The organism is Cyclobacterium xiamenense, from assembly GCF_900109255.1.
Lineage (GTDB): Bacteria > Bacteroidota > Bacteroidia > Cytophagales > Cyclobacteriaceae > Cyclobacterium > Cyclobacterium xiamenense.
Window position 1 is genome coordinate 828,811 of sequence record NZ_FNZH01000002.1, and the last position, 13,301, is coordinate 842,111.

Below are 13,301 nucleotides of genomic sequence, written 5' to 3' on the forward strand. Positions count from 1 at the left end.
TTTTTCAAAGAGTCCTACCATATCCAATGAGTATTACAGATTATATTCGAAACCTCGACAAACGCTACCGCCTGGGCAACGCTACGGAGCATACTTTTCGCGGAGACCTGCAGCAGCTCCTGGAAAGCCTCTCTCCAGCCATCAGCGCAACCAATGAACCCAAACGACGGGACTGCGGAGCGCCGGACTATATTCTAACTAAAAAGGATATACCGGTGGGATTTATCGAAGCCAAAGACATCGGGGACAAGGACCTGGACGGCGTGAAGAAGACGGGGAACAAGGAGCAGTTTGACCGCTATAAGGCCTCGCTGAATAACCTGATCTTTACCGATTATATAAATTTCCACCTGTACCGGGAGGGGGAGTTTACCACAAAAATAGCCATCGGGGAACTCACGGATAAGGGAATTCGACCGCTGCCGGAAAACTTTGCGGCCTTTGAGAACCTGATCCGGGACTTTAGCAGCCACGTGGGGCAGACGATCAAAAGCAGCAAAAAGCTGGCGGAAATGATGGCAGGGAAAGCCCGGCTGCTCTCCGATATCATCGGCAATGCGCTGACCTCTGACGAGGAAAATCAGGAAGACAGTACGCTGAAAGACCAGATGAAGGCCTTTAAGCAAATCCTGATCCATGACATCACGCCGAAGGGCTTTGCGGATGTGTATGCGCAAACGATCGCCTACGGGATGTTTGCCGCCCGGCTACATGATCCTACGCTGGGAACCTTTAGCCGACAGGAGGCGGCAGAGCTGATCCCCAAATCGAACCCCTTTCTCCGGAAACTCTTTGGCTATATCGCCGGGCCGGATATCGACGACCGGATCAAGTGGATCGTGGATAGCCTGGCAGATATATTCCTGGCCTGCAACGTGGAAGAGATCCTGAAGAACTACGGGAAGTCTACGAAAATGGAGGACCCGATCATCCACTTCTACGAAACCTTCCTGAGCGAATACGATCCCAAGCTGCGGAAATCCCGCGGGGTATGGTACACCCCGCAGCCCGTGGTGGACTTTATCGTCCGGGCGGTGGATGATATTCTGAAGACGGAATTTGACCTACAAGAGGGGCTGGCCGATACCAGTACGACCCGGATCAAAGTTAATACCCAAACGGAAGACCGCCGCTCGGCTACCGGATACAAACAGGTGGAACAGGAAGTACACCGGGTGCAGATCCTGGACCCCGCTACCGGCACGGGTACCTTCCTGGCCGAAGTGGTGAAGCATATCCATAAGCGATTTGCTGGACAGGAGGGTATCTGGAGCCACTATGTGGAGCGGCACCTGATCCCCCGCCTCAATGGCTTTGAGCTGCTGATGGCCAGCTATGCCATGGCCCACCTGAAGCTGGACCTGCTTCTAACAGAAACCGGTTACAAGCCAACCAGCAACCAACGCCTGCGCGTGTACCTGACCAATAGCCTGGAGGAACACCACCAGGACACAGGAACGCTCTTTGCCAGCTGGCTAAGTGCTGAGGCTAATGATGCAAATCACGTAAAGCGGGATACGCCGGTGATGTGCGTGATTGGGAATCCGCCGTATGCGGTGAGTAGTACGAATAAAAATAATTGGATTGATAGACTAATTGCCGACTACAAAAAGGATTTGAACGAAAAAAGCTACAACTCCCTATCTGATGACTATGTAAAATTTATAAGGTACGGCCAGCATTATGTAGAAAAAAATGGTAGTGGAATCTTGGCTTACATTTCTAATAACAGCTTCATTGATGGAATTGTATTCAGACAAATGAGAAAGCACCTTTTGGAAGGTTTTGATAAGATATATATCTTGGATTTACACGGGAATTCTAAAAAAAAGGAGACTTCTCTTGATGGTAGTAAAGATGAAAATGTATTTGATATTCAACAAGGTGTTTCTATAAACATATTTGTAAAGACAGGTGCTAAGAAAAAGAATGGGATGGGCAAATTATACCAATGTGATTTGTACGGAAAGCGAGAAATTAAATATAATTTTCTTAATGCAAATAATTTTTATTCATTGAAATGGAACACACCTTTCCTAAATAAACCGAATTATTTTTTTACAAATAAAAGTTATGATGGACAAGACGAATACGAAATAGGCTTTCCCATTGAAGAACTATTTCATATTAAGGCGGCAGGAATAAAAACACACAAGGATTCAGTGGTAATAGGCTACAATAAGAACGAGTTGAAAGACCAAATAAAAAATTATTTATATTTAATTGATACCTCTTCAAGTTTATATACAGAATCAAAAATCAAATCAATTTCATATAGGCCTTTTGATAATAGGGTTATTTATTTTGATACAAAATTAGTTACACGTCATCGCGAAAAACAAATAAGGCATTCCTTTTTTGAAAACATATCACTTGTTTTAGGAAGACAAACTAAAAATAAAGAAATATGCCACTTTTTTATTTCAAATACTTTATCTGAAATGAAAACAGCAGAAAGCTCAACAGGCTCTTATCATTTTCAACTTTACACTTACCCTGAAACCAACGCCCAACAAACCCTTGAACAATCGTGGGAGAGAAAACCAAACCTAAATACCAAAATAGTAAATCAACTGGCAGAAAAATTAGAGTTGATCTTTACCAACGAAAAGGAATCGACAGAAAATACCTTTGCGCCTATCGATATTCTGGATTATATCTATGCAGTGCTACACTCGCCCAGCTACCGGGAGCGGTATAAGGAGTTTCTGAAAATAGACTTTCCGCGGGTGCCGTATCCGAAAGATCCGGAGACCTTCTGGCAGCTGGTGAAGCTGGGCGGAGAAATCCGGCAAATCCACCTGCTGGAAAGCGCTACCGTAAACCGGTATATCACCCGCTACCCCATCGATGGCAGCAATGAGGTGGTAAAGCCAAGACTAGTCACTGATCCTGCAGGGGAAACGGGTAAAGTCTATATCAACGAGACGCAGTACTTCGATGGCGTGCCGGTGCTGGCCTGGGAGTTCTACATCGGGGGTTACCAACCCGCGCAGAAATGGCTCAAGGACCGAAAGGGCCGTACTCTGGAATACGACGATATCCTGCACTACCAGAAAATCATCGTAGCCCTGACGGAGACGGATCGGCTGATGAAGGAGGTGGATCGGGTTGATTTCTTCTAAATATATGTGAAATTTGTCTAAAGTACATATCCACCTAACTCCATTTCCAAAATATACCTTGATTTATTTGTTCTGGGTGATTATAATTGACCAACACGATGAAAAAACTAAATGTAGAAGCCAACAAAGCATTTTATCACGGATTTATATTGACCGAACAGGAATTAAGAAGGTTTAACGATTTAATTCAAGACCAACTTAAAAAGGAATCTGAAGGAGAAATAAAAAACAGCTTTTCTGTAACCTTTGAAAGTGGAGTTGTTGCAGAAACTATCGATATTGAAGAAATTTTTTCTCTTGAGAATAGTGGTTCCGCAAAAATAATTGATTTAAAAATATCTTCAGAAATAACGGATTCCAGAAAATTAGTTATAGAATTTACAAATGCAAATTCTAGTAATGTCTCAACGGAAATAAGTATTCGTTATAATATAAGCGGATTAACAAGGGATTGGGTTTTTGTCACTAGCTCATTAATTGAGGAGAGAATAAAGAAAATAAGGCGATGGAACATTAACTATAATTTCAAAAAAACAAATTACAAATTACTTATGATGTTAAGTATGCCATTCTCTCTTATCATTGCGCTAATGTTTGAGTTGATTAACGGGGACTATGAAAGGCAAATTGCAATTGAGGAAATTCGAAATGAATATGAATCAGGAAAACTCACGGAACCCATAGAAGCATTTTTGAAAATAAACGAAATTGGGCAAAGTTTAGATTCTGCAACGGCATTGATATATGCATTCCTAACAACAGGAGGTTTATTTATTATTCTTCTATTAGTACATTGGTATCTTTATGCTCTTTACCCTGTTTATAATTTTTGTTGGGGTGATTATTTAGCAACATTTAAAAAGAGAGAATCATTGAGAAAAACTATTGACACAGTCGTTATAATTGGTTTGATAATCTCGGTAATTGGTGGAATAATTGCTAACCAAATAGGGAAATAATCAAACTCAACAATGGTTATAAGTAAATGTTTTTTCTCGCCTACTTCTGAAGCTCCATTAGTATTTTCAGTTATTTGCATAATTGTTAAATTAAGCGTTACCCCTCCCTCAACTACTCATAGGCCAACCGCTATCGTAGATTCATTCGGTGCCAAAGCATAAATATAATACAAGTCTACCGGCTTTTTGGTATCGCTGGTCTTGCAGATCAGCGCAGTTTGGTTTTTTTCGTCTTTCTCTATCCGATAGCTATCTCCCAGTCGCCGGTGGTTACGCTGGGGGTAGTAGTCTACCGTGTTTTGCCAGTAGCGGATAAATCCGTCTATGTCGTCCGCGAATTTGATCGCTTCTTTCAGTATAACGCGGCAGGCAAGGGCATATTCGCCCTTGCTGCGGTCCTTGTTGATTTCTTTGAATGTTAGCTTGCTCATGGTTATTTTTGGTTATTCCCGACAGGTAACTCGCCAGCTCTGGGAGCCCCATGGTAAGGAGCCGCCCGCTTGCCTGGTGACGATTCGTTTTGCTTTGGCGATGATCGCCTCGCTTTCCTCGTTTGGATCACAGGGAACCTGAATTTCTCCCTCATAGGTTGCGACACGGTATTTTACAGTTGCAGTCATGATACAATGGGTTTTGGTTTTTCGTTACAGAGTTACAGGATTAATTATCGATTTTCCAGATGGCGGAGAAGTGACCCAGCCAGAAGATATCAGAGGGCGTAATCAGGTCCCTTTTCGCCTCGATTTTGACGATAGAGAATCCCTCGTGGTGCTGGATATCGCCTAGCCGGTAGCTGCGTTGGCTGCATCGCTCGTCGAAATCACATTGCTTTCGGATCTGCTCGGCGGTCTCCCGGTTGGTGGTGATGGTGAAGTAGTTTTTCATGATTTCTATGTTGAAAGCGAATCTCTTGGGGCTTTCCCTTCCTTCGGTCGGGGCGGGCTGTTGCGGGCTACACGTTCGTTTCGGTCTTCCTGGCGGCAGACTACCCCTTCGCATCCCTAAGCCAGTAAATCGAACCGATCCGACGGAAATTCGGGTCGGTTCGGTCCGGAATATTCCTCGGATTCTTTCATGCGGTGTTGGAAGCGGGGGGAGAGGATGAGCAGTTCGATTTCCTTTAGCTCCAGGGGAGAGCAGGCGTTGAGAAACTGCTCAACGCCTACTTCCAGGCTGTATACTTTTTCGATTCTAGGCATGTCTATTCCTTTTTAAGGGATTTGGTTAGAATCGCGTATACCTCGGCTTTCCCTCCCAGGGTGTTGTCTTCTGCCTGGGTAGCTATCAGGACGGAAAGGGATTTTCCATCTTCTGAAAACTGATCCAGGAAGGCATTCGCCCAGGAGGCAGCATTGAAGCATAGCCCGTTGTCTTTTTGCCGGAAGGGAATACCCGCATCGATTTCCGGTTTGTACTTGACCAGGTACCAGTCTTCCGGCCGGTCGGTGTCCCGTGCCAGGTCGATGCGGTTTTGCTTGCTTAAGCCAAGTTCTTCGGCAGCTGTTTTGGATAGGTTGATCAGTCCTGTTTTGGAAAACAGGATGGTGGGCTTGCCACGCTTTGCTTGTTTTAGGGGGATGAATTCTAAGTTCATGACATTAGGGGTTTTGGTGAATACTTATCGGATGCGGCGGCGGATCTGATGCCAGAGCCAGCCTTCGCGTACTTCCGGGGCGATGCCTTCCGGCGGTTCGTTGCGGGCGATCTCCCGTACGATGTACAGGAGGGTGGAGAGCAGCCCGCAGGTGGCCAGCAGGCAAAAGAGCCAGAGGTACACGTAGAAAAACGAGGGTTCGTAGGGCGCTTGCTCAGTCATGGCCCCTCCTTTTTCTGATCACCAGCTCGGCCTCGAGGGAGCGGTAGTCGACCGGTCCCAGGCCGGGAAAATGAAACCATTCGTAGGCGCGACCCGGTGCCCCGGCCGCATCTTCGAACTGGATCAGCAGGCGGTCGCCGTCCCGGCTTATCACCTCTGCAGCCGGCACCAGGGCGGTGACCCGGGCGCTGCTGCAGGAGCTGGTGCAGGTGGCCAGCAACATCAGTACACAGAAGACGGAGAAGAATCCGCTTACCAGACAGCCGTTATACGTGCTTCCGTACTTAGTCATGGCGCACCTCCTTTACTGGATAGAGAGTCAGCCGGCCCAGCTCCTGCACTTCCACCTTCAGTATTCCCTTTTCGGGCGTGTAGGTTTTCGTCAGGATGCTTACCGGCTTGCAGCGGTGAAAGGAGGTTTCCCGAATGGATTTGATCTCCTCGATCAGCTCCTTTTGCAGCTTTTCGGGGTTACGGGTAAGGCAGCGGTCCAGTGCCTCGAATCGCGCATCGATCCACTCGTGGTACTTGTTGCGGGGTAGCAGCTTGTAGGAATACTGGATGAAATACAGGTCAGTCACGGGCCACCTCCTTTCCATTGAGGTACTGATCCAGGCGGATATCCACCAGGGCTTCGAGCTGCCGGGAGCTGTCCAGGCAGTTTTTTCGCTGGGCCCATAGCTGGGGCAGCTTTTTGGCTTTGGCTTCTTTGGTGAGGTGGAAGAAGCGTCGTTGTTCCTCGCGCATGTCTTTGACAGCGATCAGGAAACTGAGGTCTACGGTTACGTTCATGATGTTTCAGCGATGGTTGAGGTTTCTTGAATGAATAATTTCCCTTTCTTGATCATCCGCAGCAGCCAGACTTTGTCGGTGCGCTCGGATACCACCCGGGTAATGAGCCCGGAGCTTCCCTCCAGGACCTGGAAGTATACCAGGCCCATTTTGCGGGATTTCTTTTCCTTGTCCATGAAGTCTTCCAGGGACATGGCAGGTCGGAGTTTGAGTAGAATTTCCATATCGATTAGAAATTTGAAAAGGCGTCTGTCTGGCCTCCCGGCACCAGCTTGTCATTCCCGGGAGTGGTGGGAATCTGCTCCGCTGTCTCAGGGGTGGCCACCTGGGTATTGCGTACATAAATCATTTCCACCGAAGTAGCGTGGCCATCCTCCTGTATCTTCCTGATGATGCGGCCGGAGCTGTTTTTGAACTCCTCCGGATCGAGCTCGTATCCGTAGTACCGGGCCCAGGCACGCAGGGCCTTGGTAAATTTCTGGGAGGTCCATTTGGTATTGGTGCTGCGGATAAAGTCCTCCATGGCGTATTTTTTGACCACGTCGGCATTCATCCGATCGCTGAAGTAGGTATCTGCCCACTCGTGGAATGCGGGGCCCATTTCGCTTAGCAGGTTGCGCTTCTCCACGTTCTCCATGGGCGGATCGATCTTTCCGTGGTTCAGGTAAAACTGGCAGCACTGGATCATGAAGTTGTAGAAGTCGTTCCAGTCCTCGTCCGTATAGTCCGGCCCCAGGATGTTCTTGCCAAATTCCTCCCGCGGGTTGCGGCTCTCCCGGAAGTAGCCGTCCTTATTCTCGTGGTAGTAGTCCGAAAAGACGCAGTACAGCACCCGGCGCAGCACGGAGCTGTCGATATTGCGCAGCGGGAAATTGGAGCTGAAGGCAAACTTGGGGGACTCCTCGTAAGGGATTTCGTAGGACTTGTTGTTCTTCGGATTCACGATCATATTGCCCGTGATATCGCTGAAGAATACGTCGAATTTCAGGTACTGATTGGCATCGTCTACCAGGATGTAATCGGTGTGGATGGTCACCCGGTCGTACATGTGCGGGTTTTCGGTCATCTTGGGATCCCTTCCCCGGAGGGTGACCGACTTCATAAAGCGACTGACGGCGCCCATGGCGATGGACTTACCCGATCCCCCGTGGCTTTCGCCCTCGTCGCTGATCCGGTGGTCCATGGTCCAGATGGCCCAGGGGCGGGAGGGATCCTTGTACCGGTGCAGCAGGTACCCCAGGACGTAGATCTTATTGACCAGCTGGTGCATCTGCTCCCGGATCTCCTCTGCAGAGAGGTTATCCCCGGCGATGTCGAACAGGTGCTTTTTCTTGTAGGCCTTTTGCTCCTCCGGACTCAGGGCATCCAGGTTGTCTTCCAGCTCCGTGCGCCAGTGGGTCCGGCTGGTATTGATGAGGAAGTTCAGGAAGATGTTATCCTTTTTGAGGATATCGATGTGCCAGTGGCCGTCTTTGTCCTGGCTGATGCTGAAATGCGGCTCCTGATCCTTGAATCGGTGCTTGATCACTTCGTCTTCCCAGACGTAGCGCTTGATCTCGCCCAGCTTGTGCACCTGCACGCCGGACTTGCTGACTTCTACCGTTTTGTTTTCGAAAAAGAAAAACTGCCGGTCCCGGTCGAAGTCAGAGAAATCGACCTCCGTCATGGGCAGGTTGGACATGGATGCTTCCTTCAGCTGGGTACTGCGAAAGAATACATCCCGCAGGTCTTCGTCCACGTACTGTTCTTCCAGGAAGCGGTGCACGTGCGTTTTGACTTCGTTGACCTCGATCTCCCGGACGATGTTGTCTTTGATCTGGATGAAAATATAGCCCTGCTTTTCGTTTTTGTTCTGCAGGCGGTAGAAGCCGTTTTTGGTCAAGAAATTATACAGCCGGGTATTCTTGACCTCAAACTTCGACCGCCAATTGCCGGCCTTGTCTTCGTAGTAGATCTCGTCCCAAAACCGGTACGGCAGGGCCGTTTTGACCAGCTGCTTGAAATCGTAATAGGTGTGGTACTTCAGGTAGTCGCGCACGTCCTTGCAGGGATTGCCGCGCTTATCCGGACGCTCCCGGAGCTCTTCGGGCAATACGATGTTGTACAGGTCCAGGTGCTCCATGCCCAGGCGGTGCGCCTCCCGGAGGCCGGTGTGATCGATGTCCGGCATGTTCATCACCTTATCGGCCAGCTTGGCCAGGGTTTTGAACTGCTTCTCGGATAGCTTGGCCGTCTCGCTATTGGGCCATACTACCTGGTAGCCGATCATGGCCAGGTTCATGCCATCGGATCCCCCGCTGCAGTAGACGATTTCGGGCAGCTTCTTTTTCTTTTTGGAGCGGACCTCTCCGGTCTCCTCGTCGATATCTTCCCCGTCCTGCAGGGCTTCGTACGCCGCATGGCATTCGGCCAGGCCATGCAAAAAATCCTTGTCCCGCTTGCCGTAGTACATAAAGCGCCGGCCCTTATCCGGACTGAGAGGCTGGTAGATCTTTTTGAAGGAACCCTCGTCCCACATAAATATCGGGTACCGGTCGGTGGCCGCGATGGTGATCACCTTCCGGTTTTTGACGATGGAATAGCTCAGTAGGGAATAAAAGCGGTAGCGCTTGAAGATCCGCTCGACTTTCTCCCAGTGGATCTGCTTCCGGCCCTGTTCGTCTTTCTGGTACGGGATGGCCTTTTCTGCCAGGACGGTGATCACGTCCAGCTCGGTAAATCCCTCGCGTACCTCGAAGTACCATTCGCCTTCGTTTTCTTCCGCCCGGGCGTCCCGGGTGCTGATCTCCGGCTTTAGGATCTCCGGCGGCTCCTGCCCCTCGATCCCATACCGGGCGGCCAGTAGCTCCAGGGTTTCCTTGAATTCCAGTCCCTCTTCTTCCATGCAGACCAGGATGCCGTTTTTGGGTTTCTGATCCCCGCCAAAGTCGGTCACCACCCAATTGCCATCGGATAGCTGCTTTAGGGTGGCAGAGGCCGTCTTTTCGCTGGCGCGCAGCTTGAACTTGGCACCTGTGCGCTGCAGGGCTCGCTCTGCCTGGGGGTAGTAGTGCAGGATGATTTTCAGACCGCCATCGGTCCCGTCCAATATTTTTTGCTGTTCGATGTACATCAGAAAAAAGTGAGTTCTTGCTGAAATCCAAGTTTAAGGAGCTGCCGAACGTAGTACCGGTCCGGCGGCGGGATGTCGTTTACCGACGTGTAGGGGGTCTGAATGCACCGCTTTTCTGTCTCGATGCGGTAGCCCATGGCGCGCAGCTTGCGGATAAAATAGTACCGGCGCTGCTGTATCTGGCGCTTTCTACCCGCACGGGTCAAACTGGTTGGAAAAGAATCCCCATTCCTCCCCGGCAGCGTCACGCACGCGGACGTAGTCCTTTCCCTGGTGGACGATGGGGAGCGCTTGGTCGCGCAGGTACTTTTCGAAGTGGTCGGCTGTGCAGGGGATGTTTTCATGGCGAACTTTAGGGCTGATTTTCACTTTCTCGTAGGGCATGTTGCAGTACTTTGATTTTGAGTTGATACCGGTCGACTGCCTTGTTTAGCAGTTCGATTTCGTGTTCCAGTTCCTCCAGCTCTGCGGCTGGCGCTTCCTGGTTGCGCAGCTGTATGAGCTGCTGCTGGCTCTTTCGAAGCTCCTGCCGGGCAAAGTCCAGCAGTTCCTCGTAGTCTCTAAGTGCGATTCGTGGGCTCATAGTCGAGGGCTTTGTATAGTTCATCGGTGGGGATCTTTTGGTCCATGACTTCGTAGAGGTTGGTCCGGATGGCGATTTCTCGCCGGATCCAGTTGTGGGCATGTAGTCGGTTGGCGGGCTCGAAAATGCCCTTCAGTCCCCGGGCCTGTTCGGTCCAGTACTTCTTTTTGATCCTGGCGATGTTGTGGTCGAGTAATAGTTTGAATGGGTTCATGGGGTGGTGTTTTAAGTTCCGGAACCGCTACCGGTACGGTTCCGGAATGGTTGTCGCACAAACGAGGAATGAACTTTCCGGTAATGTCATATCAGGTTCTTTTCGAAAGCGAAGCGAACCAGTTCGGCTTTATTTTTATAGCCTGTCTTTTCTCTCAGATTTTTCATGTACACACCCACCGTGAGCACGGAGATGCCCATGGTGTCCGCGATTTCTTTGTCCAGCAGGCCTTCGGGGATGAGCTTCAGGACCTGTATTTCCCTGGGGGTAAGAATGCCGTACTTGGCAGCCAACAATTCGCAGAGACGTCCTTCATAGGGGCAGGAACCGCGCAGATTACAGTCCACGTATTCGGTATCTTGCAACCGGCCTTGGATCATATCCGGTTGATTGTCCAGTGCCGAATACCGGCACTTGATGTATTGGACAATCATTTCCTCTTCCGTCACAAAATCAGCATCAACGAGTGCCTGCACCGCCGAAGGGTGCTTTTGCATGTCTTCGAGAATCGAGTCTTTCAGCCAGGCAGGCCATTCCGTAGGAGGGAGCATTTGGGACTGCACGATTGCGAAAACGCTTTCGCCTTTTGCGAAGAATTCGACGTTTTGATCGATGATTCCAGCGGGTAGTTTGCCAGAAACACAGGTCTTCATGCGGGATATGAGTTCCTTATTTCTCATTTAAGATGGTTTTTTGTCGCGTTTTTATCTTGTTAATCGATAGTTGGTATGCTTCAATCACATCAAGCGCAGCCTGATGTACTTCCAGGTTATAGCGGTGTTCTTTTTCAGAAAAAAAATAGGAAATGGTTCTTTTGGACACGTTAACCCGCTTTTCTATCTGGGAGAAGTATCCATAGGGCAACTTCTTCTTTAGCTTTTTCAACTCCTTTTTGGACAGCATACTGGTTTTTTGGTATTGCATGTTTTCTTAAAGTGCTATAACTATGCGGTAAATATGCGATATTAAAGATACCAATGCAATATTTTTCATCTCAAAATGAGAAAAAAATTTTCCCCAACTTTGTTTACATGAAGAATCACAGGGGAGAAATACTCAGAAAAAAGCTAGACGAGTATGCCAAAGAGCATGCGGTAAGCATATTGGCGATCGCAAAAAAAGCTTCCTATCATCCTTCGAGCGCGTACAGGCATTTTGAAAAGGATGACCTTAGCTTTGACATCATTCACAAATACGGCCGCGCGATAGGCCACGATTTTTCCAAGGAGTTTCCGGAAATGCTGACCGAATACGGTTTTTCACTCGAGGAAAAGGAGATCTACAGCAGCAGTGACTTGGCGAAATGCATCAAAGAGAAGGAGCTGTGGCAGAAAAAGTACATCGAACTGCTGGAAGAACACAACAAGCTTTTGCTGGGAAAATTGGAGCAGAAAAACGGGTAATGTTCTACAATCAAATACCAAAAAGCTAAAAATCAGTTACTTATATGAAAAAATGTAGTCCCGCTCCTGGTACAAATTTAATCGGCCAATACGTCGCGCAAACGGGGATTTTTGTTTCACAAAAATTTCATACGTCATGCCCAAACAGGCTATTAAAGCTACTTTTGGAAGTAGCGGTTCTCCCTTTTTTCACCTAATAATAGGAAATAACACCTCAATCGGTTTCCTCAAATTATAGGAAAAGCTCGTATCGCTATTTTCTTTTTTCCCTGCTCCACCAACTAATCGGTCAATTTCTTTTTCCCCGCCTCGTTGGCGTCCAATACCCAGGTATGATTTCGTGAAAAGTTATCATAAAATGCTTATTTTTCTACCCTGTTCTTCGAATAAAAAAATGACAGAGATGAGAAAGCGTGTATACAAACTATTGTCTGTATCAAAAACGCCCGGTGACCTGAGTTGGTACGTTGATGCATTCATTATCACGTTAATTTTGCTAAATGTGGTAGCAGTAATTTTAGTATCCATAGAGTCCGTCAGGATAGAGTTTGGGAACTATTTTCTGCTATTTGAGTATTTTTCAGTAGTTGTTTTTACGATTGAGTACCTGCTGCGTCTCTGGACGGCAAACCTGAACCCTACCTATAAAAAGCCAATTATAGGGAATATAAAATACGCACTAACGCCACTTGCGATCATTGATCTTCTGGCAGTGCTTCCATTTTTTCTTCCATTCTTTGGAGTAGATTTACGCTTATTGCGATTTCTACGGGTCTTTCGGGTTTTTCGGTTGCTTAAACTTGCCCGGTATATGGTAGCGCTTGACCTCATCAATCGGGTGATTAGTAAGAAAAAGGAAGAGCTTGTCATTTCTTTTATTCTGACAGGTTTCCTTCTAGTCGTTGCCGCCACATTCATGTATTATGTTGAGAACAATGCGCAGCCGGATAAATTCTCCAGTATCCCTGAAACCATGTGGTGGGGTATTATCACGGTGACTACCGTTGGCTATGGAGACGTATATCCAATTACGCCCCTGGGTCGGTTTTTAGCAGGTATCATCGCCATTATCGGAATTGGTCTTGTTGCCTTGCCGACCGGGATCTTAGCTGCTGGATTTTCCAACGAACTATCTCAAGGGCAGCAAAAAAATCAACGCTGCCCCACCTGCGGGCAACTCATCAGAAAAAAATAGGGGGCAGGTAAAAATCGGGGAATTCCCTGCGTTACAAAACAGGAAGAATGCAGGTTGGACTAAATCCAACTACTTCAAACAGAATTCCTGATTGGTCCACTA

Annotated in this window: 20 protein-coding genes; 4 read left to right on the forward strand and 16 right to left on the reverse strand. The window is 48.1% G+C overall.

From position 1 onward, the window contains the following. Positions 1-26: 26 nt before the first annotated feature. Together BMW71_RS08235 and BMW71_RS08240 are read left to right on the forward strand one after the other, a co-directional pair. The gene (locus tag BMW71_RS08235; RefSeq protein ID WP_092171961.1) at positions 27-3,125 is read left to right on the forward strand and encodes a type ISP restriction/modification enzyme; all 3,099 of its coding nucleotides are present in this window, start codon (positions 27-29) and stop codon (positions 3,123-3,125) included. 98 nt (positions 3,126-3,223) lie between these two features. Further along, the gene (locus BMW71_RS08240; protein WP_092171964.1) at positions 3,224-4,084 is read left to right on the forward strand and encodes a hypothetical protein; all 861 of its coding nucleotides are present in this window, start codon (positions 3,224-3,226) and stop codon (positions 4,082-4,084) included. Between the two features lie 116 nt (positions 4,085-4,200). Here the strand turns inward: BMW71_RS08240 and BMW71_RS08245 are convergent, their stop codons facing one another. From BMW71_RS08245 to BMW71_RS08315, 16 genes are all read right to left on the reverse strand, one after another. Further along, positions 4,201-4,515: a hypothetical protein gene (locus BMW71_RS08245; protein WP_092171967.1), complete on the reverse strand. Its 315-nt coding sequence runs from the start codon at positions 4,513-4,515 to the stop codon at positions 4,201-4,203. 12 nt (positions 4,516-4,527) lie between these two features. Further along, entirely contained in the window at positions 4,528-4,704 is a 177-nt protein-coding gene (locus BMW71_RS23685; protein ID WP_177179593.1) for a hypothetical protein, read from the reverse strand. A gap of 40 nt (positions 4,705-4,744) precedes the next feature. Then, entirely contained in the window at positions 4,745-4,969 is a 225-nt protein-coding gene (locus BMW71_RS08250; RefSeq protein ID WP_143057586.1) for a hypothetical protein, read from the reverse strand. Positions 4,970-5,085: 116 nt separating this feature from the next. Next, positions 5,086-5,283, reverse strand: coding sequence for a hypothetical protein (locus BMW71_RS08255; protein WP_092171972.1), 198 nt, complete (start codon positions 5,281-5,283; stop codon positions 5,086-5,088). A gap of 2 nt (positions 5,284-5,285) precedes the next feature. Continuing rightward, complete coding sequence (locus tag BMW71_RS08260) at positions 5,286-5,678, reverse strand: hypothetical protein (RefSeq protein WP_092171975.1); 393 nt, start codon at positions 5,676-5,678, stop codon at positions 5,286-5,288. A gap of 24 nt (positions 5,679-5,702) precedes the next feature. After that, positions 5,703-5,900 carry a hypothetical protein gene (locus BMW71_RS08265; protein ID WP_092171977.1) on the reverse strand — a complete coding sequence of 66 codons (198 nt, stop codon included), beginning with the start codon at positions 5,898-5,900 and terminating at the stop codon, positions 5,703-5,705. Next, entirely contained in the window at positions 5,893-6,192 is a 300-nt protein-coding gene (locus tag BMW71_RS08270; protein WP_143057587.1) for a hypothetical protein, read from the reverse strand. The genes BMW71_RS08265 and BMW71_RS08270 overlap by 8 nt, the downstream gene beginning before the upstream one ends. Then, entirely contained in the window at positions 6,185-6,481 is a 297-nt protein-coding gene (locus tag BMW71_RS08275) for a hypothetical protein (protein ID WP_092171983.1), read from the reverse strand. The genes BMW71_RS08270 and BMW71_RS08275 overlap by 8 nt, the downstream gene beginning before the upstream one ends. Continuing rightward, complete coding sequence (locus tag BMW71_RS08280; protein WP_092171985.1) at positions 6,474-6,692, reverse strand: hypothetical protein; 219 nt, start codon at positions 6,690-6,692, stop codon at positions 6,474-6,476. The genes BMW71_RS08275 and BMW71_RS08280 overlap by 8 nt, the downstream gene beginning before the upstream one ends. After that, positions 6,689-6,916: a hypothetical protein gene (locus BMW71_RS08285; protein WP_092171988.1), complete on the reverse strand. Its 228-nt coding sequence runs from the start codon at positions 6,914-6,916 to the stop codon at positions 6,689-6,691. Before BMW71_RS08285 ends, BMW71_RS08280 begins: the two co-directional genes overlap by 4 nt. A gap of 5 nt (positions 6,917-6,921) precedes the next feature. Continuing rightward, positions 6,922-9,804 (reverse strand): hypothetical protein, encoded by a 2,883-nt coding sequence (locus BMW71_RS08290; RefSeq protein ID WP_092171991.1) that lies wholly within the window; start codon positions 9,802-9,804, stop codon positions 6,922-6,924. Next, positions 9,804-10,148 (reverse strand): hypothetical protein, encoded by a 345-nt coding sequence (locus BMW71_RS23530; protein ID WP_143057588.1) that lies wholly within the window; start codon positions 10,146-10,148, stop codon positions 9,804-9,806. The genes BMW71_RS08290 and BMW71_RS23530 overlap by 1 nt, the downstream gene beginning before the upstream one ends. Positions 10,149-10,156: 8 nt before the next feature. Continuing rightward, positions 10,157-10,387, reverse strand: coding sequence for a hypothetical protein (locus tag BMW71_RS08300; RefSeq protein ID WP_092171996.1), 231 nt, complete (start codon positions 10,385-10,387; stop codon positions 10,157-10,159). After that, a complete protein-coding gene (locus tag BMW71_RS08305; RefSeq protein ID WP_092171999.1) occupies positions 10,365-10,601 on the reverse strand; it encodes a hypothetical protein in 237 nt (78 codons plus the stop codon). Before BMW71_RS08305 ends, BMW71_RS08300 begins: the two co-directional genes overlap by 23 nt. Positions 10,602-10,687: 86 nt before the next feature. After that, complete coding sequence (locus BMW71_RS08310) at positions 10,688-11,281, reverse strand: helix-turn-helix domain-containing protein (RefSeq protein ID WP_092172001.1); 594 nt, start codon at positions 11,279-11,281, stop codon at positions 10,688-10,690. Next, on the reverse strand, positions 11,271-11,525 hold the full coding sequence (locus tag BMW71_RS08315; RefSeq protein ID WP_092172004.1) for a hypothetical protein: 255 nt from the start codon (positions 11,523-11,525) through the stop codon (positions 11,271-11,273). Before BMW71_RS08315 ends, BMW71_RS08310 begins: the two co-directional genes overlap by 11 nt. Positions 11,526-11,632: 107 nt before the next feature. Here BMW71_RS08315 and BMW71_RS08320 point away from each other — a divergent pair, with 107 nt between their 5' ends. Continuing rightward, positions 11,633-12,004, forward strand: a complete 372-nt coding sequence (locus tag BMW71_RS08320) for a hypothetical protein (protein WP_092172007.1) — start codon at positions 11,633-11,635, stop codon at positions 12,002-12,004. A gap of 358 nt (positions 12,005-12,362) precedes the next feature. Further along, positions 12,363-13,199: an ion transporter gene (locus BMW71_RS08325; RefSeq protein ID WP_244891118.1), complete on the forward strand. Its 837-nt coding sequence runs from the start codon at positions 12,363-12,365 to the stop codon at positions 13,197-13,199. Positions 13,200-13,301: the final 102 nt, after the last annotated feature.